The 25,814-nt window shown below is 58.3% G+C and carries 23 protein-coding genes; all 23 read left to right on the top strand.

Annotated features, from left to right (window positions below; translation table 11 throughout):
- Positions 1–23 precede the first annotated feature (23 nt).
- The 23 genes from ASG35_RS10555 to ASG35_RS10445 all read left to right on the top strand — a co-directional run bounded on the left by ASG35_RS10555 (position 24) and on the right by ASG35_RS10445 (position 25,709).
- Positions 24–1,247 (top strand): ABC transporter substrate-binding protein, encoded by a 1,224-nt coding sequence (locus ASG35_RS10555; protein WP_056356310.1) that lies wholly within the window; start codon positions 24–26, stop codon positions 1,245–1,247.
- A gap of 114 nt (positions 1,248–1,361) precedes the next feature.
- A complete protein-coding gene (locus tag ASG35_RS10550; protein WP_056356347.1) occupies positions 1,362–2,246 on the top strand; it encodes a branched-chain amino acid ABC transporter permease in 885 nt (294 codons plus the stop codon).
- Positions 2,246–3,217, top strand: a complete 972-nt coding sequence (locus ASG35_RS10545; RefSeq protein ID WP_056356308.1) for a branched-chain amino acid ABC transporter permease — start codon at positions 2,246–2,248, stop codon at positions 3,215–3,217. The genes ASG35_RS10550 and ASG35_RS10545 overlap by 1 nt, the downstream gene beginning before the upstream one ends.
- Before the next feature lie 519 nt (positions 3,218–3,736).
- Complete coding sequence (locus ASG35_RS10540) at positions 3,737–4,903, top strand: ABC transporter substrate-binding protein (protein WP_056356306.1); 1,167 nt, start codon at positions 3,737–3,739, stop codon at positions 4,901–4,903.
- 169 nt (positions 4,904–5,072) lie between these two features.
- Positions 5,073–6,230: an ABC transporter substrate-binding protein gene (locus tag ASG35_RS10535; protein ID WP_156393095.1), complete on the top strand. Its 1,158-nt coding sequence runs from the start codon at positions 5,073–5,075 to the stop codon at positions 6,228–6,230.
- Between the two features lie 142 nt (positions 6,231–6,372).
- Positions 6,373–7,428, top strand: a complete 1,056-nt coding sequence (locus ASG35_RS10530; RefSeq protein ID WP_056356303.1) for a branched-chain amino acid ABC transporter permease — start codon at positions 6,373–6,375, stop codon at positions 7,426–7,428.
- Between the two features lie 4 nt (positions 7,429–7,432).
- Positions 7,433–9,217 carry a branched-chain amino acid ABC transporter ATP-binding protein/permease gene (locus tag ASG35_RS10525; protein WP_056356301.1) on the top strand — a complete coding sequence of 595 codons (1,785 nt, stop codon included), beginning with the start codon at positions 7,433–7,435 and terminating at the stop codon, positions 9,215–9,217.
- The gene (locus tag ASG35_RS10520; protein ID WP_056356300.1) at positions 9,217–9,963 is read left to right on the top strand and encodes an ABC transporter ATP-binding protein; all 747 of its coding nucleotides are present in this window, start codon (positions 9,217–9,219) and stop codon (positions 9,961–9,963) included. The genes ASG35_RS10525 and ASG35_RS10520 overlap by 1 nt, the downstream gene beginning before the upstream one ends.
- Before the next feature lie 150 nt (positions 9,964–10,113).
- Positions 10,114–12,078 carry a tRNA uridine-5-carboxymethylaminomethyl(34) synthesis enzyme MnmG gene (gene mnmG, locus ASG35_RS10515; RefSeq protein WP_056356297.1) on the top strand — a complete coding sequence of 655 codons (1,965 nt, stop codon included), beginning with the start codon at positions 10,114–10,116 and terminating at the stop codon, positions 12,076–12,078.
- Positions 12,078–12,758 carry a 16S rRNA (guanine(527)-N(7))-methyltransferase RsmG gene (gene rsmG, locus ASG35_RS10510; protein WP_056356295.1) on the top strand — a complete coding sequence of 227 codons (681 nt, stop codon included), beginning with the start codon at positions 12,078–12,080 and terminating at the stop codon, positions 12,756–12,758. Before mnmG ends, rsmG begins: the two co-directional genes overlap by 1 nt.
- A 62-nt stretch (positions 12,759–12,820) precedes the next feature.
- On the top strand, positions 12,821–13,591 hold the full coding sequence (locus ASG35_RS10505; RefSeq protein WP_056356343.1) for a ParA family protein: 771 nt from the start codon (positions 12,821–12,823) through the stop codon (positions 13,589–13,591).
- A 37-nt stretch (positions 13,592–13,628) separates the two neighbouring features.
- On the top strand, positions 13,629–14,558 hold the full coding sequence (locus ASG35_RS10500; protein ID WP_056356341.1) for a ParB/RepB/Spo0J family partition protein: 930 nt from the start codon (positions 13,629–13,631) through the stop codon (positions 14,556–14,558).
- A gap of 36 nt (positions 14,559–14,594) precedes the next feature.
- Entirely contained in the window at positions 14,595–15,701 is a 1,107-nt protein-coding gene (locus tag ASG35_RS10495) for an SLC13 family permease (protein WP_056356339.1), read from the top strand.
- A gap of 269 nt (positions 15,702–15,970) precedes the next feature.
- A complete protein-coding gene (locus ASG35_RS10490; RefSeq protein ID WP_056356293.1) occupies positions 15,971–16,582 on the top strand; it encodes an ATP synthase subunit I in 612 nt (203 codons plus the stop codon).
- A gap of 197 nt (positions 16,583–16,779) precedes the next feature.
- Positions 16,780–17,631, top strand: coding sequence for a F0F1 ATP synthase subunit A (gene atpB / locus ASG35_RS10485; RefSeq protein WP_056356291.1), 852 nt, complete (start codon positions 16,780–16,782; stop codon positions 17,629–17,631).
- Between the two features lie 132 nt (positions 17,632–17,763).
- Positions 17,764–18,036 (top strand): F0F1 ATP synthase subunit C, encoded by a 273-nt coding sequence (gene atpE, locus ASG35_RS10480; protein WP_047895197.1) that lies wholly within the window; start codon positions 17,764–17,766, stop codon positions 18,034–18,036.
- A gap of 136 nt (positions 18,037–18,172) precedes the next feature.
- Positions 18,173–18,643 carry a F0F1 ATP synthase subunit B gene (locus tag ASG35_RS10475; RefSeq protein ID WP_056356289.1) on the top strand — a complete coding sequence of 157 codons (471 nt, stop codon included), beginning with the start codon at positions 18,173–18,175 and terminating at the stop codon, positions 18,641–18,643.
- A 2-nt stretch (positions 18,644–18,645) separates the two neighbouring features.
- Positions 18,646–19,185: a F0F1 ATP synthase subunit delta gene (locus ASG35_RS10470; RefSeq protein ID WP_056356287.1), complete on the top strand. Its 540-nt coding sequence runs from the start codon at positions 18,646–18,648 to the stop codon at positions 19,183–19,185.
- Positions 19,186–19,232: 47 nt separating this feature from the next.
- On the top strand, positions 19,233–20,774 hold the full coding sequence (gene atpA, locus ASG35_RS10465) for a F0F1 ATP synthase subunit alpha (protein WP_056356285.1): 1,542 nt from the start codon (positions 19,233–19,235) through the stop codon (positions 20,772–20,774).
- A 100-nt stretch (positions 20,775–20,874) separates the two neighbouring features.
- Positions 20,875–21,777 (top strand): F0F1 ATP synthase subunit gamma, encoded by a 903-nt coding sequence (atpG, locus tag ASG35_RS10460; RefSeq protein ID WP_056356283.1) that lies wholly within the window; start codon positions 20,875–20,877, stop codon positions 21,775–21,777.
- Between the two features lie 66 nt (positions 21,778–21,843).
- Positions 21,844–23,238 (top strand): F0F1 ATP synthase subunit beta, encoded by a 1,395-nt coding sequence (gene atpD, locus ASG35_RS10455; protein WP_056356281.1) that lies wholly within the window; start codon positions 21,844–21,846, stop codon positions 23,236–23,238.
- Positions 23,239–23,306: 68 nt separating this feature from the next.
- A complete protein-coding gene (locus ASG35_RS10450; RefSeq protein WP_056356279.1) occupies positions 23,307–23,732 on the top strand; it encodes a F0F1 ATP synthase subunit epsilon in 426 nt (141 codons plus the stop codon).
- Between the two features lie 246 nt (positions 23,733–23,978).
- Complete coding sequence (locus ASG35_RS10445) at positions 23,979–25,709, top strand: AMP-binding protein (protein ID WP_056356337.1); 1,731 nt, start codon at positions 23,979–23,981, stop codon at positions 25,707–25,709.
- Positions 25,710–25,814: the final 105 nt, after the last annotated feature.

The raw sequence follows: 25,814 nt of genomic DNA, 5'->3' as shown, positions 1-25,814 counted from the left end.
AAAACAACTCAACGGAGACTGTAATGAAGAAGAAGACCCTCGCGCGCCTCTCGGGCATTTGTTTGGCTGTTGCTACTGCAACTGCATCGATGATGGCGGGCAACGCTCAGGCCGCAGCCGGCGACACGGTGAAGATCGGCTATATCACGGACCTTTCGGGTCTTTATGCGGATATCGACGGGCAAGGCGGCCTCGAGGCGATTCGCATGGCAATCGCGGACTTCGGCGGCAAGGTGAATGGCAAGCCCATCGAACTGGTCTACGCGGATCACCAGAACAAGGCGGACATTGCGGCGTCGCGCGCGCGTGAATGGATCGATCGCGATGGTGTGAATGCGATCATCGGCGGGACGAATTCGGCGACGGCGTTATCGACGAATCAGGTCGCCGGCGAGAAGAAGATTCCGTACATCAACATTGGTGCAGGCGCCGATAACCTCACGAACGAGCAATGCACGCCGTACACGGTTCACTACGCATACGACACCATGGCGCTTGCCAAGGGCACCGGTTCGGCGGTGACGAAGCAGGGCGGCAAGACGTGGTACTTCCTCACGGCGGATTACGCGTTCGGCAAGGCGCTGGAAAAGAACACATCGGACGTGGTGAAGGCGAATGGCGGCCAGGTGCTCGGCACGGTGCGCCATCCGTTGTCGGCATCGGATTTCTCGTCGTTCTTGTTGCAGGCGCAGGGGTCGAAGGCGCAGGTTCTTGGCCTGGCGAACGCTGGCGGCGACACCATCAATTCGATCAAGGCCGCGAAGGAATTCGGGATCACCAAGCAGATGAAGATCGCTGCGCTGCTGATCTTCCTGACCGATATCCACAGCCTGGGACTCGAAACCACGCAAGGCCTGGTGGCAACGGACAGCTGGTACTGGAACAAGGACGCCGAAACGCGCAAATGGGCGCAGCGTTACTTTGCGAAGATGAAGAAGATGCCAACGAGTCTCCACGCCGCGGACTACTCAGCGGTGACCACGTACCTGAAGGCCGTTCAGGCAGCGGGATCGACGGATAGCGACAAGGTCATGGACCAGTTGCACAAGGCGAAGATCAACGACTTCTACACACAGAACGGCTATATCCGCGCCGACGGCAGCATGATTCACGACATGTATCTGATGGAAGTGAAGAAGCCGTCGGAATCGAAGGAACCGTGGGATTACTACAAGATCACCGCGACCATTCCAGGTGACCAGGCGTTCGCGACCAAAGCTGAATCGCGCTGCGCGTTGTGGAAATAAGCGGCCGGCAATGACCGCTTTGCGGATTTGCGCCTGGCGTGAGTCCGCATGATCGATCGACGCATGGCGTCCCGCGGGGCGGCATGCGTCGAAACACCTTTGACGGCAGGTTCAATGGAAATTTTTGGCATTCCGCTCGCGGCGATGATGAGCCAGTTGCTGCTCGGACTGGTGAACGGTTCTTTCTACGCCATCCTGAGCCTGGGCCTCGCAGTGATCTTCGGCCTGCTTAACGTGATCAACTTTGCGCACGGCGCGTTGTTCATGCTGGGTGCAATGCTCACGTGGATGGGTTTCTCGTATTTCAATGTGCCGTACTGGGCAATGCTCGTGCTCGCGCCGGTGATAGTGGGCGTGTTCGGTATCGTGATTGAACGCACCATGTTGCGCTGGCTTTACAAGCTCGATCATCTTTATGGTCTTTTGCTCACGTTCGGCCTGACGCTCGTGATTGAAGGCGTGTTTCGTTCGGTGTACGGATCATCGGGGCAGCCCTACGATGTCCCTTCGTTGCTCGCTGGCGCCACGAATCTCGGCTTCATGTATTTGCCGAATTATCGCGCGTGGGTGGTGGTGGCGTCGCTGGTGGTGTGTTTTGCGACGTGGTTCGTCATCGAGAAAACGCGGCTCGGCGCCTATCTTCGCGCGGGCACCGAGAACCCGAAGATGGTCGAGGCGTTCGGCGTCAACGTGCCCTTGATGGTCACACTCACCTACGGTTTCGGCGTAGCGCTCGCGGCGTTTGCCGGCGTACTTGCCGCGCCTGTGATCCAGGTCTCGCCGCTGATGGGCCAGTCGATGATCATCACCGTTTTCGCGGTCGTGGTTATCGGCGGGATGGGTTCCATCATGGGCTCGATACTCACAGGCCTCGGCCTCGGCGTGATCGAAGGCCTCACGCGCGTGTTCTATCCGGAAGCGTCCGCGACGGTCGTCTTCGTCATCATGGCGCTGGTGCTGCTCGTGCGCCCGGCGGGACTTTTCGGCAAGGAAAAATGATGTTGAGAAAAGTACTCTACGGCGTATTGCTGGCCGGCTTGATCGCGGCGCCGTTCCTGGGCGTTTATCCCGTCTTCATGATGAAGGTGCTGTGCTTCGCGTTGTTCGCGGCGGCGTTCAACTTGTTGATCGGTTATACGGGCTTGCTCTCTTTCGGTCACGCGATGTTCCTGGCTAGTGCCGGTTACACGGCGGGTTACGCCATCCAGACGCTCGGCTTCACGCCGGAACTCGGCGTGATTGCGGGGACGGCGATTGCGACGCTGCTGGGTTTGATCGTCGGTTTATTTGCGATCCGCCGCCAGGGCATCTACTTCGCGATGGTCACGCTCGCTCTCGCGCAGATGGTCTACTTCGTGTTCCTGCAGGCGCCGTTCACGCATGGTGAAGACGGTCTTCAAGGCGTGCCGCGCGGCAAGTTATTTGGCGCAGTCAGCCTCAGTTCCGACCTGACGCTCTATTACATCGTGCTGGTGGTAATGGTGCTGGCGTTCGGGTTTATCGTGCGGATCGTGCATTCGCCGTTTGGCCAGGTGTTGATTGCAATCAAGGAGAACGAACCGCGCGCCATCTCGCTGGGTTATGACACGTCGCGTTTCAAGCTGCTGGCGTTCGTGTTGTCGGCGGGACTTGCCGGACTCGCCGGCGCGCTGCAAACGCTGATACTCGGTTTCGAAACACTCGGCGACGCCTACTGGACCATGTCGGGTCTCGTAGTGTTGATGACGCTGGTCGGCGGCATGAGCACCATGTTCGGGCCGTTGCTCGGCGCGTTCATAATCGTCGCGCTGGAAAATCGTCTCGGCGATATCGGCAGCGGTTTGACGCGGCTTACCGGCATCGACTGGTTCAATTCGCTGGGCGAGTCGGTGACGATCGTGACCGGGCTGATCTTCATAGCGTGCGTGCTGCTCTTCAGGCGCGGAATTGTGGGCGAGATAATCGCGAAGGTTCGTCCGTTACGCGGATAGTTTGATGTGATGGACGTTAGTTGGCGATCCGAACGATTAACGGCTTTAGCGCGCCTAATCCTTCTTTGGACCGATAAACGCCCAATTAAGGTGCTTTCGTGCACCACTAGGGTAAATGCTAGGTTGTCGGTATTCGTTGCGCAATCTAATATCCGTTTCAGTTCTGCAGCACCCGAATTTTTGAGGTGGAGAACGAGGAGACAACGAGGCATCAAGTGCCCGACCGAAAGCGCTGTTGGATGATTCCAACAGCGCTTTTTATTTGTGCTTCGCGTTTATATCGACTTGTCTTTCGCCCGAAGCCATTCTCGGTTTCTCCATTTATTCATTCGATTTCATTCGGGTTTTCCCGCGCATTTTCTATAGCGTGGTAGAGCACACGTTTGCAATCGTCAAACCCTTCAAAACCCTTGCCCCATGCGGCCTCAGTCCGCTACACTCGCATTAACCGACCGCGTGGTCGGGATATAAAAACCGTAAAATCGCGGGCAGTGAATAATCACATTACGGGGTATATCAATGAAGTTGGCTTTACGCTGGATCTCGGCGGCGTTATTCGCCGCGAGCGCATCCGCAGCTATCAGCACGCAAGCTTTCGCAGACGTAAAAATCGGGGTGACGCTGTCCGCAACCGGCCCGGCTGCATCGCTGGGAATTCCGGAAAAGAACACCATCGCATTACTGCCGAAAGAGATCGCCGGGCAGAAGATGCAGTACATCGTGCTCGATGACGCCACGGATTCCACGCAAGCCGTAAAGAACGCACGCAAGCTGACAAGTGAAGATCATGTCGATGCTTTGATTGGTTCTACCGTAGTGCCTAATTCGCTGGCCATGATCGACGTTGCATCGGAAACGAGCACGCCAATGATATCGATGGCAGCTGCCGCGACCATCGTGGAACCCATGGATGCAAAGCGCGCCTGGGTATTCAAGACGCCGCAGAACGACATATTGATGGCGACGGCAATTGCCACGCATATGTCCAATCATGGTGTTAAATCGGTAGCGTTCATTGGTTTTAGCGACGCGTATGGCGAAAGCTGGTTCAAGGAGTTCACCAAGGCCGCCGATCTCGCCAAGATCAAGGTCGTGGCGAATGAGCGGTTCGCTCGTAACGACGCATCGGTGACAGGACAGGTTTTGAAGGCGATGTCGCAGAACCCGGACGCGGTGTTGATCGCAGGCGCGGGTACGCCGGCCGCGTTGCCGCAAAAAACGCTGAAAGAGCGGGGCTACAAGGGCAAGATTTATCAGACGCACGGCGTGGCGAACAACGACTTCCTGCGTGTGTGCGGCAAGGATTGCGAGGGCACGTTCCTGCCGGCGGGGCCTTTGCTGGTTGCATCGCAATTGCCCGATTCGAATCCCGTCAAGAAGTCCGCGCTGACTTATAAGCAGGCTTATGAAGGCGCTTATGGCGCAGGTTCTGTATCCACGTTCGGTGGTCATGCGTGGGACGCCGGGCTGTTGTTGCAGCGGGCCATTCCTATTGCGTTGAAAGCGGGGCAGCCGGGTTCGCAAGCCTTCCGCGAAGCATTGCGCGCGGCTATAGAAAGCACGAAGGATCTGGCTGGATCGCACGGTATCTTCAACATGAGCGAAGCCGATCACTCGGGACTCGATCAACGCGCGCGCGTGATGGTTGAGATCGTCGGTGGTCAGTGGAAGCTCGTCAAAGACTGACGGTAGCCAACACGACTATAAGAACCGATCAAAGGCGCGTTGCTTCGAACGCGCCTTTTTTTGTGGATTGAGCGGCAATGAGCCAAAGATCGCTCAACGATTTATAACAACTCGCCCGAACGCACACGGCGTGCGCGACGGCATAGCGTCTGGAGACGATGCAATGAAAATGATCAAAGGGCAGCTCACGTGCGCAGTGCTCGGCGTTGCGCTCGCGTTGGGCGCGACTGGGGCGGCGGCGCAGGTGAAGATTGGCGTGACGTTATCGGCGACGGGGCCGGCGGCATCGCTTGGCATTCCGGAGAAAAACACCGTCGCGTTGTGGCCGAAGGAGATTGGCGGCAAATCGGTGGAGTACATCGTTCTCGATGACGGATCGGATACCAGCCGCGCCGTGCAAAACACGCGCAAGCTGATCGATGAAGATCATGTCGATGCCATCGTCGGTTCCACGGTCACGCCGAACTCGCTCGCCATGCTCGATCCCGCGAGCCAGAGCAAGACGCCGATGATCTCCATGGCGGCATCGGCTGCAATCATTTCGCCGATGGACGCCAAGCGCACGTGGGCATTCAAGACGCCGCAAAACGATAGCTTGATGGCCGATGCCATCGCCGACTATATGGAGAAGCATGGCGTGAAGACGGTGGGTTTCATCGGCTTCGCGGATGCTTATGGTGACGGCTGGTATAGCGTGTTCAACACCGCCGCGGCCGCGCATAAATTGAAGATCGTCGCGAACGAGCGTTTCGCGCGCACCGATACTTCCGTCACGGGTCAGGTGCTCAAGACGCTGAGCGCGAATCCGGATGCGGTGTTGATCGCGGGCGCGGGAACGCCATCGGCTTTGCCGGCAAAGGCGCTGAAGGAGCGCGGCTACAAGGGCAAGGTTTATCAGACGCACGGCGTGGCGAACAACGACTTCCTGCGCGTTTGCGGCAAGGATTGCGATGGCGAATTGCTGCCAGCCGGTCCCATTCTCGTGGCTGATCAGTTACCGGATAGCAATCCCGTGAAGAAGTCCGCGCTCGCGTACAAGGCGGCGTATGAGAAGGCTTATGGCGTGGGTTCGGTATCGACGTTTGGCGGCCACTCATGGGACGCTGGACAGATGCTTCAACGGGCCATTGGCGAAGCGCTCAAGACCGCTCAACCCGGCACTGAGGCGTTCCGCGTGGCGCTGCGCAACGCGCTTGAAAACCTCAAGGACTTGCCGCTCGCGCATGGCGTGATGAACACCACGCCCGCCGATCACAACGGCCTCGACAATCGCGCGCGCGTGATGGTGCAGATCGTCGATGGCAAGTGGAAAGTGCAGAACGACTGACCTTGTCGAAGGCTAGCGCGGCCGTAATTTGGCGCGTTAGCGTTCCGGAGTTTTTACGTTTCGATGGGTCGAGCCAGTGGCCGGCAATCCGGTGGCCGGCATTCCGGTGGCCCATTTTTCAGAATGTTCTCAAAGAGGAAGTATGGACTTATCGATTGCGGCGATCCTCGCGCAAGACGGCATCACCACAGGCGCAATCTACGCGTTGCTCGCGCTCGCGCTGGTCCTGGTGTTTTCGGTGACGCGTGTCATCTTCATCCCGCAAGGCGAGTTCGTGGCGTACGGCGCGTTGACACTCGCCGCGCTGCAAACGCAGAAGCTGCCGGCGACGTGCTGGCTGCTTATCGCGATGGGGTTGGGATGCTTTGTAGCGGAGATTGCGGGGATCGCGCGGCATCCTTCCCGGCACCGGCAGATCGCGCGGACGCTTGCGATTCTGGCGGGCAAATATGTGCTGTTTCCGGTCGCCGTATATGCGCTCACGCGCAGCGTCGCGGCCCAGCCGTTGCCCATGCTGGCGCAAATCGCATTGACCTTGCTGATCGTGATTCCGATGGGACCGTTTGTGTATCGGCTGGCGTATGAGCCGATCGCTGAAGCCAGCACGTTGTTGCTGTTGATCGTGGCGGTCGCCGTGCATTTCGCGATGGTCGGCCTGGGCCTCGTCATGTTCGGCGCGGAAGGATCGCGCACGACCGCTTTCTCCGATGCCACCTTCAACCTCGGCAGCGTTTCCATCTCCGGGCAGAGCATCTGGGTGGTCGCTACGGCGGTCGTGCTGATCGTCGCGCTGTACTTTTACTTCGATAAAACCATCTCCGGCAAAGCGTTGCGCGCAACCTCCGTGAACCGGCTTGGCGCGCGTCTGGTGGGCATCGGCACAACGCAGGCTGGACGGCTTGCCTTTACGCTCGCAGCCGGCCTGGGCGCGCTCTGCGGCATCCTCGTCGCGCCGATCACGACCATCTATTACGACTCGGGGTTTCTTATCGGCCTGAAGGGATTCGTGGGCGCGATCGTGGGCGGCCTGGTCAGTTATCCGCTCGCGGCGGCCGGGTCGCTGCTGGTCGGATTGCTGGAATCGTATTCGTCGTTCTGGGCGAGCGCTTATAAAGAGGTGATCGTGTTCACGCTGATCATTCCGGTGCTGTTGTGGCGGAGTCTCGCAAGCCCGCATTCGGATGAAGAGGAGGAGTGACACGATGAAATTCCTGATGCAGAAAAAAGTGTTCGTCGTGTTCCTGGTGCTGGTGTTTGCGTTGCCTGTTTTGCCGCAGCCGATTCGCATGCCTGAGTATTGGATTACGCTGCTGAATTACATCGGCTTGTATTCGATTGTGGCTATCGGGCTCGTGTTGCTGACCGGCATTGGCGGCATGACGAGCTTCGGGCAGGCCGCGTTCGTGGGAGTAGGCGCGTACTCGACGGCCTATCTCACCACGCAGTTCGGTGTCTCGCCGTGGCTGGCGTTGATCGTGGGCGTGGTGTTGACGGCGTTGATCGCGTTGCTGCTCGGCATGGTGACCATGCGGCTCTCCGGACATTTCTTGCCGCTTGGAACCATTGCGTGGGGTTTGTCGCTGTTCTTCTTGTTCGGCAATCTGGAATTTCTCGGCAAGTACGATGGCATCAACGGGATTCCCATCCTCAACCTGTTCGGCTGGCATCTCGAATCGGGTCGATCGATCTATTACCTGATCTGGGTCGTGGTGCTGCTGGCGGTTGTATCGGTTCAAAACCTGCTCAATAGCCGGCCGGGTCGGGCCATACGCGCGTTGCGCGGCGGTGGCACGATGGCCGAAGCCATGGGCGTGAACACGGCATGGATGCGCGTGGTGATCTTCGTCTATGCCGCGGTGCTCGCGGCCATCTCCGGTTTTCTCTATGCGCATTTGCAGCGCGCGGTGAACCCGACTCCGTTCGGCCTGAATCACGGCATTGAATTCCTGTTCATGGCCGTAGTGGGTGGCGTATCGCACGTCTGGGGTGCGGTTTTGGGCGCGACGATCCTCACCGTTCTGCAGGACTATTTGCAGACGTTGCTGCCGAAACTGCTGGGATCGAACGGAAACTTCGAGATCATCGTGTTCGGCGTGTTGATGGTTTTGTTGCTGCAATATGCGCGGCAAGGCGTGTGGCCGTTCGTGGCGCGGCTATTTCCCAGCGGTCCGCGCGCCCGCGTTCCTGATCACGCCGATGCTTTGCCTCAACGCGCAAGGCCAGTGGCGGGCGAGGCGCTGCTTATCGTCGATAAAGCGCGCAAGCAGTTCGGTGGCCTCGTCGCCGTCAACGATGTCAGTTTTCAGGTGAAGGCAGGCGAGATCATCGGTTTGATCGGGCCGAACGGCGCCGGGAAATCGACGACATTTAATCTTGTAACCGGTGTGCTGCAAGCCACGAGCGGATCGATTACGTTCCAGGGCGAACGCATCGATACCCTGACTTCACGTGAAATCGTGAAACGGGGCATCGGGCGCACGTTTCAACATGTGAGATTGCTATCAGGCATGACGGTTTTGGAGAACGTTGCGATCGGTGCGCATTTGCGGGGAAAGACGGGCGTGTGGCGCAGCGTGGTCCGGTTGAACGCTGCGGAGGAGGCGCGGCTAATGGCCGAAGCGGCGAAGCAGATCAAACGGGTTGGCCTGGAAAAGCATCTCTACGATGAAGCCGGAAGCCTGGCGCTTGGTCAGCAACGGATTCTGGAAATTGCACGCGCCTTATGTTGCGATCCGAATTTGCTATTGCTCGATGAACCGGCGGCCGGTTTGCGCTATCAGGAGAAGCAGCAACTGGCTGAGCTTCTGCGTCGATTGAAAGGCGAGGGTATGAGCGTCTTGCTTGTTGAGCACGATATGGATTTTGTGATGAAACTGACTGATCGTCTCGTAGTGATGGAATTCGGCACGCGAATCGCGGAAGGTTTGCCGCAGGACGTACAGAAGGACCCAGCGGTATTGGAAGCTTATTTGGGCGGAGTGGATTAATGGCCGACGCAATTCTCGAAGTAAAAGCGCTTTCCGTCCGATACGGCAAAGTCGAAGCGCTGCACGATGGAAAGCTCACCGTCGGCGCTGGGCAGATCGTTTCGGTGATCGGACCGAATGGCGCCGGTAAGTCAACGTTGCTCAACGCAATCATGGGTGCGTTGCCATCGACGGGTTACGCCAGCGGCACGGTTCTTTATCGTGGTGAAGATGTTGCCGGGCTTGCCATCGAAAAACGTGTTTCACGTGGAATGTGTCTGGTCCCAGAGAAGCGCGAACTCTTTGCCAGCATGACGGTTGAAGACAATCTCGTGCTGGGAGCGTACCGCCGGAAGCGGGCGGGCGAGCGTAACTACCTCGATCAACTCGATCACGTATTCGATCTGTTCCCACGACTAAAGGAAAGGCGCAAACAGGCAGCTGGAACGTTGTCTGGCGGCGAACGGCAAATGCTCGCAGTTGGGCGCGCGCTGATGGGCAAGCCCGATCTGCTTATGCTCGATGAACCCAGTCTTGGGTTGGCGCCGCTGATAGTGAAGGAGATTTTCCACATCATCAGCGCGCTCCGTCAGACGGGGGTGGCAACCTTGCTGATCGAGCAAAATGCACGCGCCGCGCTTCAAATCTCCGATTATGGATACGTACTGGAAACTGGTGAATTCGCAATGGAAGGTGAGGCGACCGCGTTGGCTCACGATCCTAAAGTGATCGAGACCTACTTGGGTTTGGCAAAGAAAGCGGCCTAATCTCTCTGCGCGTATTGGATAGGTGGCGTGTTCCACGTGAAACACGCCATTTTTTTCGCCGATACGATTCAGGGCCGAATCGCAGCAAAAGCTAACCGGTATAATTCTTCGATATCTCTTTCGAAGGTCCGCCACCTCGCGCGGGAATCCATGCTTTATCCAACTGAATTCGATGTGATCGTCGTTGGCGGCGGTCACGCTGGAACTGAAGCCGCATTGGCCTCGGCCCGAATGGGCGCGAGCACGCTTTTGCTCACTCATAACATCGAAACGCTCGGCCAGATGAGCTGCAATCCGTCGATTGGCGGGATCGGTAAAGGCCATCTGGTCAAGGAAATTGATGCGCTGGGCGGCGCAATGGCCGCAGCAACAGATGAGGCGGGCATTCAGTTCCGGATATTGAATTCGTCGAAAGGCCCAGCCGTTCGCGCAACACGGGCGCAGGCCGATCGAATTCTGTACAAGCAAGCGATCCGGCATCGGTTGGAGAATCAGCCAAATCTATGGCTGTTCCAGCAAGCGGTCGAGGATCTGCTGGTCGAAGGCGACCGCGTTGTCGGCGCTGTGACCCAAGTTGGCGTGAGGTTTCGGGCGAAAGCGGTGGTGCTGACGGCCGGTACTTTCCTCGATGGAAAGATCCACGTGGGACTGAACAACTACAAGGGCGGACGGGCAGGCGATCCCGCCGCCGTTTCGTTATCTGCGCGCTTGAAGGAACTCAAGCTCCCGCAAGGACGGTTGAAGACGGGAACGCCGCCGCGTATCGACGGCCGCACGATCGATTATTCGAAGCTCGAAGAACAACCGGGCGATCTCGATCCGATTCCGGTATTTTCGTTCCTCGGTCGGGTGGAACAGCATCCGCGCCAAGTTCCTTGCTGGGTAACGCATACCAACGAACGTACGCACGACATCATTCGTTCCGGACTCGACCGTTCGCCAATGTACACAGGTGTAATTGAAGGCGTCGGTCCGCGATATTGCCCATCGATCGAGGACAAGATTCACCGGTTTGCATCGAAGGATTCTCATCAGATCTTCCTCGAACCCGAAGGGTTGACGACAAACGAGTTCTATCCAAATGGAATTTCGACAAGCTTGCCGTTCGACGTGCAGCTTGAGCTCGTTCGCTCGATGAAAGGCCTCGAACACGCGCATATCCTGCGTCCGGGTTACGCCATTGAGTACGATTACTTCGATCCGCGTGGGCTGAAGGCATCGCTGGAAACGAAGGTGATAGGCGGCTTGTTTTTCGCCGGGCAAATCAACGGCACGACAGGCTATGAAGAAGCTGGCGCGCAGGGTTTGTTGGCGGGCATGAACGCAGCTTTGCAGGTTAGCGGTCGCGACGCATGGTGCCCGCGTCGCGACGAGGCGTATCTTGGCGTGCTGGTCGATGACCTCGTGACGCAAGGCGTGTCCGAGCCTTATCGTATGTTTACAAGCCGCGCAGAGTATCGCCTTTCGCTGCGGGAAGACAATGCTGATATGCGTTTGACGGAGATTGGCCGGACGCTTGGTGTTGTCGATGACCGTCGCTGGAATGTTTTCAATGCCAAGCGCGATGCTGTTTCACGTGAAACACAGCGCCTGAAGACGACATGGGTTACGCCAAAGACATTGCCCGTGGATGAAGCCACGGCTTTGCTTGGCAAAGCCATCGATCACGAGTACAGCCTTGCAGAGTTGTTGCGTCGTCCGGGTGTCTCGTATGCGGACGTGTGTTCGCTGCGTGGAAACACTTCCGGTCCGGAAACCCCGTTAGCCGAAGACCCAATCCTCCTCGGTCAGATCGAAGAGCAAATCGAGATCGCAGTGAAGTATCAGGGGTATATCGATCGCCAGGCCGACGAGATCGAGCGCAACGGATCACATGAAAACACGCGCCTTCCAGAAGACTTTGACTATGCCGAAGTCCGTGGGCTTTCATTCGAGGCGCGTCAAAAGCTGATCCAACATCGGCCAGAGACGATTGGTCAGGCATCGCGGATTTCTGGCATCACGCCGGCGACCATTTCTCTGCTGATGGTGCATTTGAAACGCACGTTCGGACGGCGCGATGATTCCACGGGAAACAATAGGGCAGGGCGCGGCGACGCTCGCTCGTTGTCGTGATGAATCGAGACACCGGCGAAGCCGGGCTCAGCACGCTTTTAAACGAAGGTATCGAACAGCTTGCAATCAGTGTCACTGCAGCGCAACGCCAGAAGCTGCTCGATTACGTGGTGCTGCTCGGCAAATGGAACGCGGTGTACAACCTCACTGCTATCCGCGATCCGCGCCAGATGCTGATTCAGCACATTCTAGATTCGCTCGCGATCATTCCGCACATCACGCAACGCGGTTCGCCGCAGACGGCGTTGGACGTTGGTTCGGGCGGTGGATTGCCGGGCATCGTGATGGCGATCGTGCTTCCCGACTGGCAAGTCACGCTGAACGATATCGTCCACAAAAAAACTGCGTTCCAATCGCAAGCCAAGCTGCAACTCGGACTCAACAATCTGTCGGTGGTGACTGGGCGCGTGGAAAATATCCGTCCTGGAGTCGAAGTCCCCGGTCTTTTCGATGTAATCGTGTCGCGCGCGTTCGCAGAGCTCTCCGACTTCGTTACACTTGCGCGTCATCTGGTTGCTGCCGACGGTCGCATCTGGGCGATGAAAGGCATCCGGCCCGACGGCGAAATCGAGCGCCTTCCAGCCGATGCCAAAGTCCATTGTATTCAACGCCTGCGCGTGCCCATGCTCGACGCCGAGCGCCACCTGATCGAAATTGAAATCGGAGCGGCCCAACATTGAACACTGTTGTCGACATCTCAAGCGCGCCTGAAATCCGGCCCGAAAAGAAGGGACATATCACGATGGCGAAGATCTTCTGCGTCGCGAATCAGAAGGGCGGCGTTGGAAAGACCACCACGGCGGTCAACCTTGCAGCTAGCCTCGCGGCGCTCGATCAACGGGTTTTGTTGATCGACCTCGATCCGCAAGGTAACGCCACCATGGGAAGCGGTATCGACAAAGCCGCCGTGGAAAACACAGTCTACGAAGTGCTGGTGAACGGCGTGACCGTGCGGGAAGCCCGGACACGCACCGATGCCGTCAAATACGATGTTCTGCCCGCAAATCGCGAACTGGCGGGTGCGGAAGTCGAACTGGTTGGCGTCGAAAACCGCGAGCGTGTGCTGCGCCACGCGTTGGCTGAAGTCGAAGCTGATTACGACTTTATCCTGATCGATTGCCCGCCGGCTTTGTCCTTGCTGACGCTCAACGGTTTGTGCGCCGCGCATGGCGTCGTCATCCCGATGCAATGCGAATACTTTGCGCTCGAAGGGTTGTCGGACCTGGTCAACACCATCAAGCAGGTTCACGCAAATCTGAACCGCGACTTGAAGGTCATCGGATTGTTGCGGGTAATGTTCGATCCGCGGATCACGTTGCAACAACAGGTATCGGATCAACTGAAACAGCATTTCGGCGACAAACTTTTCGATGTGGTCATTCCGCGAAACGTCCGTCTGGCCGAAGCGCCGAGCTATGGACTGCCAGGTGTCGTGTTCGATCGGGCGTCGCGCGGCGCGCAGGCGTATATCCAGTTCGGCACTGAAATGATCGAGCGCGTGCGCGCGCTTTAATGGACGGATTGGCAAGATGGCAGAACGAGGAAGCAAGATGAACGCGACAATGAAGAAGAAGGGTCTTGGGCGCGGGCTCGAAGCTCTGCTGGGCGGTAGTTCGGACATTACGGAAGCCGTGCGCAGCGAGGGATTGCCGAGCGTGCTGCGCCTCGATTCCATGCAGGCCGGCAAGTATCAGCCGCGTACCCGCATGGACGAGGGCGCGCTGCAGGAACTTGCGTCGAGCATTCGCTCGCAGGGCGTGATGCAGCCAATTCTCGTGCGTTCCATTGGCGATGACCGGTATGAAATCATCGCGGGTGAAAGACGATTCCGCGCGGCGAAGCTGGCTGGCCTCGAGGAAGTCCCGGTGCTCGTGAAAAACGTGCCAGATCAGGCCGCCGCGGCAATGGCGCTGATCGAGAACATTCAGCGCGAAGATCTGAACCCGCTGGAAGAGGCGCAGGGCATCCAGCGTTTGCTCGATGATTTCAACTTCACGCACGAACAGGCTGCCGAGTCGGTTGGGCGTTCGCGTAGCGCGGTGTCGAATTTGCTGCGTTTGCTGAACCTCGCGACGCCGGTTCAAACCATGCTGCTCGCCGGTGACCTCGACATGGGCCACGCGCGCGCGCTTCTCGCCGTCGATGCCGCCACGCAGATCCAGCTCGCGAACCAAGTCGTGAACAAGCGCATGTCGGTGCGTGAAACCGAGAAGCTGGTTTCATCGACGACGAAAGAGACGCCTGCCACGAAAGCGCGCGTCGCTAACGATGGCGGCCGCGATACACGCCGTCTCGAAGAAGAATTGTCGGACCTGTTGTCAGCGAACGTCAAAATCAAGATGGGCGGACGCGGGCGCGGCAAGCTGCAGATCGATTTCGGCGATCTCGATGCACTTGAAGGCATCCTGGGCCGCTTGCGCACGGGCGTCGTAACTGACAAAGCGCCGGCTACGGACAGCGCGTCCGCCACGCAGGCGTAAGCCGTGAGTTTGCCGGCGGAAGCCAAGCCAGCGCGGCTGAATTTGGCAGCAAAAGCGTGGGCGTCCGTTGCCAAGGAGCCCGTCCTGGCCATCCTCGTCGTGGCGTTGATCGCGCTTCAGGTTCTGCATCCGAAGCCTTGGGCGCAGTTGCCGGCGTTGATCGACTGGCAGACCGTGTTGACGCTCGCCGGTTTGCTGATGCTCACGAAAGCCGTCGAGCTTTCGGGGTTTTTGATGTGGATGGCGCACCGCGTCGTGCATCGGATACATGGCGAGCGCGGGCTGGCTTTCCTGCTTATCGGCCTGGCCGCAGCGCTCTCGACCTTACTCACCAACGATGTCGCGCTCTTCGCCGTCGTTCCGCTGACGTTGTCGCTGCATAAACTCGCACCGCTTCCTATCAAGCGCCTGATCATTTTCATCGCGATCGCGGTGAACGCCGGCTCGATCCTGACGCCGCTCGGCAATCCCCAAAACCTGTTTCTCTGGCAAACGAGCGGCGTTTCATTTGGCGCATTCGTGTCGGCGCTGCTGCCGCTGTGCGCGGCGCTCATGGTCATGCTGTACGCGCTCGCCGCCGTGATGTTTCGCAACCGGCCGCTGGATCTTTCCGCCGATAAAGAAGCCCACGGAATCGATATCCCCTTGTGCGCGGTTGCGGGCGTTGCTTTCGTGGCGTTCGTTGTTCTCGCCGATGCCCATCACGCCGGCCCGGGCCTCGCCGCCGTTGCAATCGGGTTTCTTTTGTGGCGTCGTCAAGTCGTGCTGAAAATCGACTGGTTGCTGCTGCTGATCTTCGTGCTGATGTTCATCGTGCTGCGCAGCGTGGCTGCGCTTCCGTGGGTTCATCACGCAATCGCAAGTCTCGGCCTCGATACGCCGCTTAAAGCCTACGCCGCTGGCGCGGTGTTATCGCAGGGGATCAGCAACGTGCCCGCCGCGATCATGCTCGCCGAGTTCTCGAAGGACTGGCGCGCGTTGGCATTCGGCGTGAGCGTCGGCGGATTTGGCATCGCGATCGGTTCGCTCGCGAATCTGATCGCGGTGCGTTTATCGGGCGAACGCGGCATGTGGGGTCCATTCCATCTCATCTCGATCCTATTCTGGATCGTCGCAGGCGCCGTCGGCGCGTGGCTCGTATAGCCTTAAAAACTCGGCATGGCGTACTACCTTTCAGTCGTGCCGACGGTCGTTGTCGGTACAAGCGAAATCTCTGATTTGAGACGTCTTTTTAAGGCGTCGCCGGTTGTTTTTTGATGACCCTAAGCTATTGAATCCGTGACAACAATCGCTTACAATCGCCCGGATTTAACAGCTTAGCGACACCGAAAGCGCGGCGTAAGATGTTGCTGAATCCAGCGGCAAACTGACGGTTAATGCGCCGGTTGTGACTGACTTTAGTGAGATGTGTGATGGCGGTGCGAGAGCAGGATCGAGCGCCGGAAGGCGGAAAAGTCGGGCACGTTTCAGGCCCTGCCGCAGATTTGACTAGCCGAGGTCCAGCCGGTTCGAATCCCACAGCCGTTTCTCCGGGTCAGGAACGCCAGACGTCGAATCATCCTTTCGATGATTCGTGGGACGCTGAAGCGAAAGATAACAATACTGTTCCGCTGACGCGGGCAGAGGCGGAGACGCTGTTTGGTCCCGAGGTGAGTCGGTCATCGCGTGTCACGCCGTTTAAGGTCGTGGCGGCGCAAATGGTTTTGTCCCTGGTTGCGACGTTGGTCTGGTGGCTGTTTTACAGCCCGCCGGGTACTGCTGTGCCGGGAGATGTGGCGTTATCGGCGTTCCTCGGGGGCGCCATTTGCTGGGTGCCGAGCGCGTTGTTCGCAGCACGGCTGAAGGCAAAAAGCGGCGCTGAGACCATCGCGAGCTGGGTGATCGGCGAAGCCATGAAGATGGGCGCGACGATTGCGATGTTCGTCGGCATTGCCTACGGATTCAAAGGCGTTCTTTGGATACCGCTGCTGGTGACGTACCTGATCGCATTAAAGACGTACTGGATTGCAATGGCGTGGAAGTAGAGGCGCGGAGCGTTGCGCGACTGACGACCATGACGTGCCAGGTAAGTGACTTACTAGCAGCAATAGAGCAGATTAATACGTGCGGAATGCATCATCTCCTGCACGCGGGTCCGTGCCCTGCTGATCGCCCATGAATGGCGGTTCGAGGATCACACGGGCGGCGGAAGATTTTCGACAATTTGGGTGGCTTTAAAGTTATGGCAGCTAGCGAAGGAACGCACGCGATGGATCCGTCGGAGTACATCGCGCACCATTTGCAGAATCTCTCCACTTCGTCGCAGACGTCGATTTTCGATATCCACGTCTGGAATCTCGACACGCTGTTCTGGTCGATTCTCTGCGGCATCGTCACGATCATCATTCTCGGTCTGGCAGCACGCAAGGCTACGTCTGGCGTACCGGGACGTTTCCAGTGCGCCATCGAGATGCTGGTCGAGATGGTCGAAGACCAGTCCAAGTCGATGATCCACGGCAATCGCCGCTTCATCGCACCGCTCGCGCTCACGGTTTTCGTGTGGGTCGCGCTCATGAACTCGCTCGACTTCATCCCGGTGGACCTGCCTACGCGCGTGATCGGCTGGCTCGGCCTGACCGAAACGTTCCCGCATATGCGCGTGGTTCCGACGGCCGACCTGAACGGCACGCTGGGTATCGCGATCGGCGTGTTCGTACTGATGATTTACTACAACTTCAAGATCAAGGGCGCAGGCGGCTTCGTGCATGAACTGCTGTCGGCTCCGTTCGGCGCGCATCCGTTGCTGTGGATTCCGAACCTTGCACTCAACATCATCGAGTTCGTCGCCAAGACGGTTTCCCTCGGCATGCGGCTGTTCGGCAACATGTACGCAGGCGAACTGTTGTTCCTGCTGATCGCCCTGCTCGGCAGCATGTGGCACTTCGGCGCGGACGCTTCTGTCCTCGGCTTCCTGGGCCACGTGGTTGCAGGAACGGTCTGGGCGATCTTCCACATTCTGATCGTGCTGCTGCAGGCGTTTATTTTCATGATGCTGACGCTGGTGTATCTCGGCCAGGCGCATGACTCGCACTAAGCAGGAAGACGCACAGTAGTTCGGTAAAACGCTGCGGAACAGCGCAGCGGCAAACCAAGAATCAGCAGAATCGTATCGAGTTTCAATTTTTTATAAATCTAAGTTCCAAAGTCTTTTCACATAGGAGTAGTCATGAACGCTTTCATCGCCAACATCCAGGGTCTGACCGCCATCGGTATCGGCATCATCATCGGCCTGGGTGCAATCGGCGCCTGTATCGGTATCGGCCTGATGGGCGGCAAGTACATCGAAGCATGTGCTCGCCAGCCGGAACTGATGAACCCGCTGCAAACCAAGATGTTTCTCTTGGCTGGTCTGATTGACGCGGCGTTCCTGATCGGCGTTGGTGTGGCAATGCTGTTTGCGTTCGCAAACCCGCTGCTGTCGAAGCTCGCCGCAGGCTGAGTTTCCTCGGAAGTGTGCGCTTGAGCCTCTGGCGACAAGTGCAGGACGGAACGGGTGACGGCGCTTAATCGATGCAACCCTCGATCAAGCGCCTTGCCGTTTCACTCTCCGGATTAGCAACGTTTAAGGAAACACCGTGAATCTCAACGCAACCCTGTTTGCGCAAATGGTCGTGTTTCTGATCCTCGCGTGGTTCACGATGAAATTCGTGTGGCCGCCGTTGATCAACGCCCTGGATGAGCGCTCGAAGAAGATCGCCGACGGCTTGTCAGCCGCCGAAAAGGGCAAGGCCGAACTCGAAGCCGCACATAAGCGCGTCGACCAGGAACTCGCGCAAGCCCGTAACGACGGCCAGCAGCGCATTGCGGACGCCGAAAAGCGCGCAGTGGCTGTCGCCGACGAAATCAAGGCTAACGCTCAAGCCGAAGCTGCGCGCATCATTGCGCAAGCGAAGGCCGACGCAGAACAGCAAATCGTGAAAGCGCGCGAAGCATTGCGCGGCGAAGTCGCGGCATTGGCCGTGAAGGGCGCCGAGCAGATCCTGAAGCGCGAAGTCGATCAATCGGCTCACGCCGAGATGCTGAATCAACTCAAAACCGAGCTCTGATCATGGCCGAACTTGCAACCATCGCCCGACCGTACGCTGAAGCTTTGTTCCGCGTGGCCGAAGCGGGTGAGCTCGCCGCCTGGTCTGACTTCGTCGAGGAGCTGGCTCAGGTTGCGCGTTTGCCTGAAGTGCTGTCCATCGCGACGAGCCCGAAAGTGAGCCGCGACCAGGTCGGCGAGCTGTTGTTGTCGGCGGTCAAATCGCCGCTGGCAAAGCAGCCTGAAGCGAAGAACTTTGTGCAGATGCTGGTGGATAACCACCGGCTGACGCTGATGCCGGAAATTGCCGTGCAGTTCGACGAGCTGAAGAATTCCCGCGAAGGTGCGGCCGATGCGCTGATTGTCAGCGCATTTCCGCTGGAAGGCGCACAGTTGACCGACCTGATCGCGAATCTCGAACGCAAGTTCCACTGCAAGCTGAAACCTACTGTTGAAGTCGACAAGTCGCTGATTGGCGGCGTTCGCGTGACGGTAGGCGACGAAGTACTCGATACCTCGGTCCGCGCGCGCCTCGCGAGCATGCAGACGGCGCTGTCCGCCTGACGCTTCATGCGCCGGCGCGGTTAAGAATTGACTATCTGGAGTGACTAATGCAACTCAATCCCTCTGAGATCAGCGAGCTGATCAAGAGCCGGATCCAGGGCCTGGAAGCGAGCTCCGATGTTCGCAACCAAGGCACTGTGATTTCCGTGACCGACGGTATCGTGCGTATTCACGGTTTGTCGGACGTGATGCAGGGCGAAATGCTCGAATTCCCGGGCAACACCTTCGGCCTCGCGCTGAACCTCGAGCGCGATTCGGTTGGCGCCGTGATTCTGGGCGAATACGAACACATTTCGGAAGGCGACATCGTCAAGACGACGGGCCGCATTCTCGAAGTGCCGGTGGGTCCGGAACTGCTCGGCCGCGTGGTCGACGCTCTGGGCAACCCGATCGACGGCAAGGGTCCGGTCAACGCAAAGATGACCGACGCTGTCGAAAAGATCGCGCCGGGCGTGATCTGGCGTAAGTCGGTTTCGGAGCCAGTTCAAACGGGTCTGAAATCCATCGACGCAATGGTGCCGGTTGGCCGTGGCCAGCGCGAGCTGATCATTGGCGACCGTCAGTGCGGCAAGACCGCTGTGGCCATTGACGCGATCATCAACCAGAAGGGCAAGAACCTCTTCTGTATCTACGTTGCGATCGGCCAGAAGGCTTCGTCGATCATGAACGTGGTCCGCAAGCTGGAAGAAACCGGCGCGCTGGAATACACGATCGTGGTCGCGGCTTCGGCTTCGGAATCGGCAGCCATGCAATATCTGGCACCGTACGCCGGCTGCACGATGGGCGAATATTTCCGCGATCGCGGTCAGGATGCGCTGATCGTCTATGACGATTTGACCAAGCAAGCTTGGGCGTACCGCCAGATTTCGTTGCTGCTGCGCCGTCCGCCGGGCCGCGAAGCGTATCCGGGCGACGTGTTTTATCTGCACTCGCGTCTGCTGGAACGTGCTGCTCGCGTGTCGGAAGACTACGTCGAGAAGTTCACGAACGGCGAAGTGAAGGGCAAGAGCGGATCGCTGACGGCATTGCCGGTCATTGAAACGCAAGCCGGCGACGTGACCGCATTCGTTCCGACGAACGTGATCTCGATTACCGACGGCCAGATCTTCCTGGAAACCGACCTGTTCAACGCCGGTATCCGTCCTGCTATTAACGCGGGCGTGTCGGTGTCGCGAGTGGGCGGTGCAGCGCAGACCAAGGTCATCAAGAAGCTGTCGGGCGGTATTCGTACCGACTTGGCGCAGTATCGTGAATTGGCGGCGTTCTCGCAGTTCGCATCCGACCTCGACGAAGCGACCCGCAAGCAGCTGGAACGCGGCCGCCGCGTGACGGAACTGCTCAAGCAGCCGCAATATCAGCCGCTGCAAGTGTGGGAACTGGCGATTTCGCTGTTCGCGGCCAACAACGGCTACCTCGACGATCTCGAAGTTGCTCAGGTCCTGCCGTTCGAAAAGGGTCTTCGCGACTACTTGAAGACGAAGCAAGCGGACATGATCAAGCGCATCGAAGATAACAAGGACTTGTCGAAGGACGACGAAGGCGCATTGCATGCCGCGCTCAAGGACTTCAAGAAGTCGGGCGCTTATTGATTTCGGTTCTGATCTTCGGATTTGGTCGAAATTTGAAGCGGCGCGGGCCGCTTCTGGAACAAACGAAGCATCCCGCGCCACTTCGATCGAGGAGTAAGCAATGGCTGGAATGAAGGAAATCCGCGGCAAGATCAAGAGCGTGCAAAACACGCGCAAGATCACCAAGGCTATGGAAATGGTGGCTGCGTCGAAAATGCGCCGCGCGCAGGAACGCATGCGTTCCGCTCGCCCGTATGCCGACAAGATCCGCGAAGTCGCCGCGCACATGAGCGCTGCGACGCCTGAGTATCGCCATCCGTTCATGGTCGAGAACAAGGGCGCGAAAGCGGCCGGCATGATCCTCGTCACGACCGATAAAGGTCTGTGCGGCGGCATGAACACGAACATCCTTCGCGCCGCGCTCCTGAAGTTCAAGGAGTTCGAGCAGCAAGGCCAGACTATCGAAGCTTCCGCGATCGGCAGCAAAGGTTTGGGCTTCCTGAACCGGCTGAAGGCCAAGACCGTGTCGCAAGTCACGCATCTGGGTGACACGCCGCATCTGGAAAAGCTGATCGGCGCGATCAAGGTTCAGCTCGACCTGTATTCGGAAGGCAAGATCAGCGCGGTTTATCTGGCGTTCACCCGCTTCGTCAACACGATGAAGCAGGAAGCCGTGATCGAACAATTGCTGCCGTTGTCGGCAAGCGATTTCGCGCGCAAGGACGGCCTCGATAAAAACAGCGAAGCGGTCACGCCGAAGAGCTCGTGGGATTACATCTACGAGCCGGATGCGCAGACTGTTGTCGACGAACTGCTCGTGCGTTATGTCGAAGCGCTCGTGTATCAGGCAGTGGCGGAAAACATGGCATCGGAGCAATCGGCTCGCATGGTCGCCATGAAGGCCGCGTCGGATAACGCGAAGACTGTGATCGGCGAATTGCAGCTCGTGTACAACAAGAGCCGGCAAGCAGCGATTACGAAGGAATTGTCAGAGATCGTCGGTGGCGCTGCAGCGGTCGGTTGATCGTCGGCGTCGAATCGAACTGCGCCTGTCGCGCGCGTGAAGAATCAAGTATCTAAAGGAAATGCGATGAGTACTACTGCTTTGGTAGAAGGCAAGATCGTACAGTGCATCGGCGCAGTTATCGACGTGGAATTCCCGCGTTCCGACATGCCGAGGATTTACGACGCGCTCGTTTTGGAAGGCTCGGAACTGACGCTTGAAGTCCAGCAACAGCTGGGCGACGGCGTGGTCCGGACCATTTGTCTGGGTGCATCGGACGGATTGCGCCGCGGCACGATCGTGAAGAACACGGGCAAGCCCATCAGCGTGCCGGTCGGCAAGCCGACGCTTGGCCGCATCATGGACGTGCTGGGTCGTCCTATCGACGAAGCCGGCCCGATCAACACGGACGTCACGCGCGGGATTCACCAAAAGGCGCCGAAGTTCGACGAACTGTCGCCTTCAACGGAACTGCTCGAAACCGGCATCAAGGTTATTGACCTGATCTGCCCGTTTGCAAAGGGCGGCAAGGTTGGCCTGTTCGGCGGCGCCGGCGTGGGCAAGACCGTGAACATGATGGAATTGATCAACAACATCGCGAAGGAGCACGGCGGTTATTCCGTGTTCGCCGGTGTCGGCGAGCGTACCCGCGAAGGGAACGACTTCTATCATGAAATGAAGGATTCGAACGTTCTGGACAAGGTTGCGCTGGTGTACGGCCAGATGAACGAGCCGCCGGGCAACCGTCTGCGCGTGGCGCTGACCGGCCTGACCATGGCCGAGCATTTCCGCGACGAAGGTCTGGACGTGCTGTTCTTCGTGGACAACATCTACCGTTTCACGCTGGCTGGTACGGAAGTGTCGGCTCTCTTGGGACGTATGCCTTCGGCAGTGGGTTATCAGCCTACGCTGGCTGAAGAAATGGGCCGTCTGCAAGAACGGATTACATCGACGAAAACCGGCTCGATCACCTCGGTGCAAGCCGTGTACGTTCCTGCCGATGACTTGACCGACCCGTCGCCGGCGACCACGTTTGGTCACTTGGACGCAACCGTCGTGTTGTCGCGTGATATTGCTTCGTTGGGTATTTATCCGGCTGTGGATCCGCTCGATTCGACCTCGCGTCAGATCGACCCGAACGTGATTGGCGAAGAGCATTACGCCATCACGCGCGGCGTGCAGCAAACGCTGCAGCGCTACAAGGAATTGCGCGACATCATCGCGATTCTGGGCATGGACGAACTCGCGCCGGAAGACAAGCTCGCCGTTGCGCGCGCTCGTAAGATTCAGCGTTTCCTGTCGCAGCCGTTCCACGTCGCGGAAGTCTTCACGGGCTCGCCGGGCAAGTACGTGCCGCTGAAGGAAACCATCCGCGGCTTCAAGATGATCGTTGAAGGTGAGTGCGATCATCTGCCGGAGCAGGCGTTCTACATGGTCGGCACGATCGACGAAGCGTTCGAGAAAGCCAAGAAGATCCAGTAAGGGTCTGGGTGGGCGCGGAATTTTGAAAGAAAACCGCGCCTCTTGATACGCATGGGACCGGAGTCGATATGGCAACAATTCAAGTAGACGTCGTCAGCGCGGAAGAGCAGATCTTCTCGGGCCGGGCGAAGTTCGTTGCGCTGCCGGGCGAAGCGGGTGAACTCGGCATTTTGCCGGGGCACACGCCGCTGATTACGCGGATTCGTCCGGGTGCGGTGCGCATTGAAGCGGAGAACGGCGAGGAAGAGTTCGTGTTCGTCGCGGGCGGGATTCTCGAGATTCAGCCGGGCGTGGTGACGGTTCTCGCCGATACCGCGATCCGTGGTCAGGATCTCGATGAGGCGAAGGCAGTGGAAGCCAAGAAGCGCGCGGAAGAGGCGCTGCAGAACACGGGTTCGAACCTCGAGTACGCAACCGCGCAAGCGGAACTGGCGTATGCGACGGCTCAGATCGCGGCGATTCAGCGGCTGCGGAAAATTCGCGGTCAGCACTAAGCGGTTCACTCGTTTCAGCTTTAGCTTTAGCTTCAGGAAAAAGCAGCCTTCGGGCTGCTTTTTTTATTGCTGCCGCGAGGCAAGCTTCCGTGCATTTCTGCACATCCAACAAGCGCGCTTTCGCTGCCGGTTGCGGGTAACACTCAATGCCGCGCCTCGTTCCGTCGATGCACAATTAGCCTTCCGAATGGCTTTCACGGCGCTGCGCCGTGCAGCATTCCACACTACATGGAAGAGATCTTCGATATGGCTACCCCATCGACGCACGCCGGGCCACAGATCGAACCACTCGACGGCCTGTCCTACGTTCGCGGCTCGACAGAGATTCCGCTCAGCGACGCCACCGTTTCACGCTTTCTCCTCGATACCGTCGCGCGGTTTCCCGCCCGTCCCGCAGTGATTTTCCGCGAGCAGAACATCCGCTGGACGTGGCGTGAATTCACCGATGAAGTCGATGTATTGGCGTCCGGATTGCAAGCGCTTGGCGTCGTAAAAGGCGATCGCGTGGGTATCTGGTCGCCGAACCGCGCGGAGTGGTTGTTGACGCAATTCGCGACCGCGCGCATCGGCGCAATTCTGGTGAACATCAACCCGGCGTATCGGCTGGCTGAACTCGAATATGCATTGAACAAGGTCGGCTGCAAGGCGGTGATCGCGGCGGAACAGTTCAAGTCGTCGAAGTATCTCGAGATGCTGCAAACGCTCGCGCCCGAACTTGCGACGTCCGAGCCCGGCGAACTAAGCGCGGCGCGTTTTCCGGAGTTGAAAGCGGTGATCCGCATGGGCGAAGGCACGACGCCTGGCATGCTGCGTTTCCCCGATGTCATGTCTCGCGGCCGCGATCGCCTGGACACAGCCCAGCTCGACGCACTGGAATCCAACCTCAGCGCGTTCGATCCCATCAACATCCAGTTCACGAGCGGAACCACGGGTAATCCGAAAGGCGCCACGCTCACGCATCACAACGTGCTGAACAACGGGCGCTACATCGCGCATTGCATGTTGCTCACCGAGCAGGACTCGCTGTGCATTCCGGTGCCGCTGTATCACTGTTTCGGCATGGTGCTGGCGGTGCTGGCGTGCGTATCAGCGGGAACGACAATGGTGTTTCCTGGCGAAGCCTTCGATCCGGCCGCGACGCTCACCGCCGTCGATGCTGAACGTTGCACCGCGCTGCACGGCGTTCCGACGATGTTCATCGCCGAGCTGGATCTTCCCGACTTCGATAAATACGACCTGAGCCGATTGCGCACCGGGATCATGGCGGGCTCGCCGTGTCCTATTGAAACCATGAAACGCGTGGTCGCGAAGATGAACCTGCGCGAGATCACGATTGCGTATGGAATGACGGAGACGAGTCCCGTGTCTTTCCAAAGCTCGACCACCGATCCTCTAGATAAACGCACGACGACCGTCGGCCAGATCCAGCCGCATCTAGAAGTAAAACTGGTCGATCCGCTGGGCGCGATTGTCCCGGTCGGCGAGACGGGCGAGCTTTGCACGCGTGGCTATTCGGTCATGAAAGGCTATTGGGGCGACGACGCGAAGACGCGGGAAGCGATTGTCGATGGCTGGATGCATACCGGCGATCTCGCCACGCTCGACGCAGAAGGATATTGCAACATTGTCGGACGCCTGAAGGACATGCTGATTCGCGGCGGCGAAAACATTTATCCGCGTGAGATCGAGGAATTCCTGTTTCGCCATCCGAAGATCCAATCCGCGCAAGTTTTCGGCGTTCCAGACAGTAAGTACGGCGAGGAAGTTTGCGCGTGGATCGTTTTGCGGCAAGGAGAGCTCGCAACGCCCGAAGAGATCCGCGAGTTTTGCCAAGGGCAGATCGCGCACTACAAGATCCCGCGGCATATCCGCTTTGTCGATGAACTTCCAATGACCGTCACCGGCAAGGTTCAGAAGTTCATCATGCGGGCGAAGATGATTGACGAGCTAAAGCTGCCGGAAGCGAAAACTGCTTGAAATGCTTAATCCGGAAGTAAAAAATGGTCGCCGGAATAATCACGGCGACCATTTCAATCTTACGCAAACGTTTGTCCAGACGAAAAAAAAGCGGGCCTGGAGCCC

The organism is Burkholderia sp. Leaf177 (assembly GCF_001424345.1).
Lineage (GTDB): Bacteria > Pseudomonadota > Gammaproteobacteria > Burkholderiales > Burkholderiaceae > Caballeronia.
This window is presented reverse-complemented; position numbering and strand designations above follow the sequence as displayed.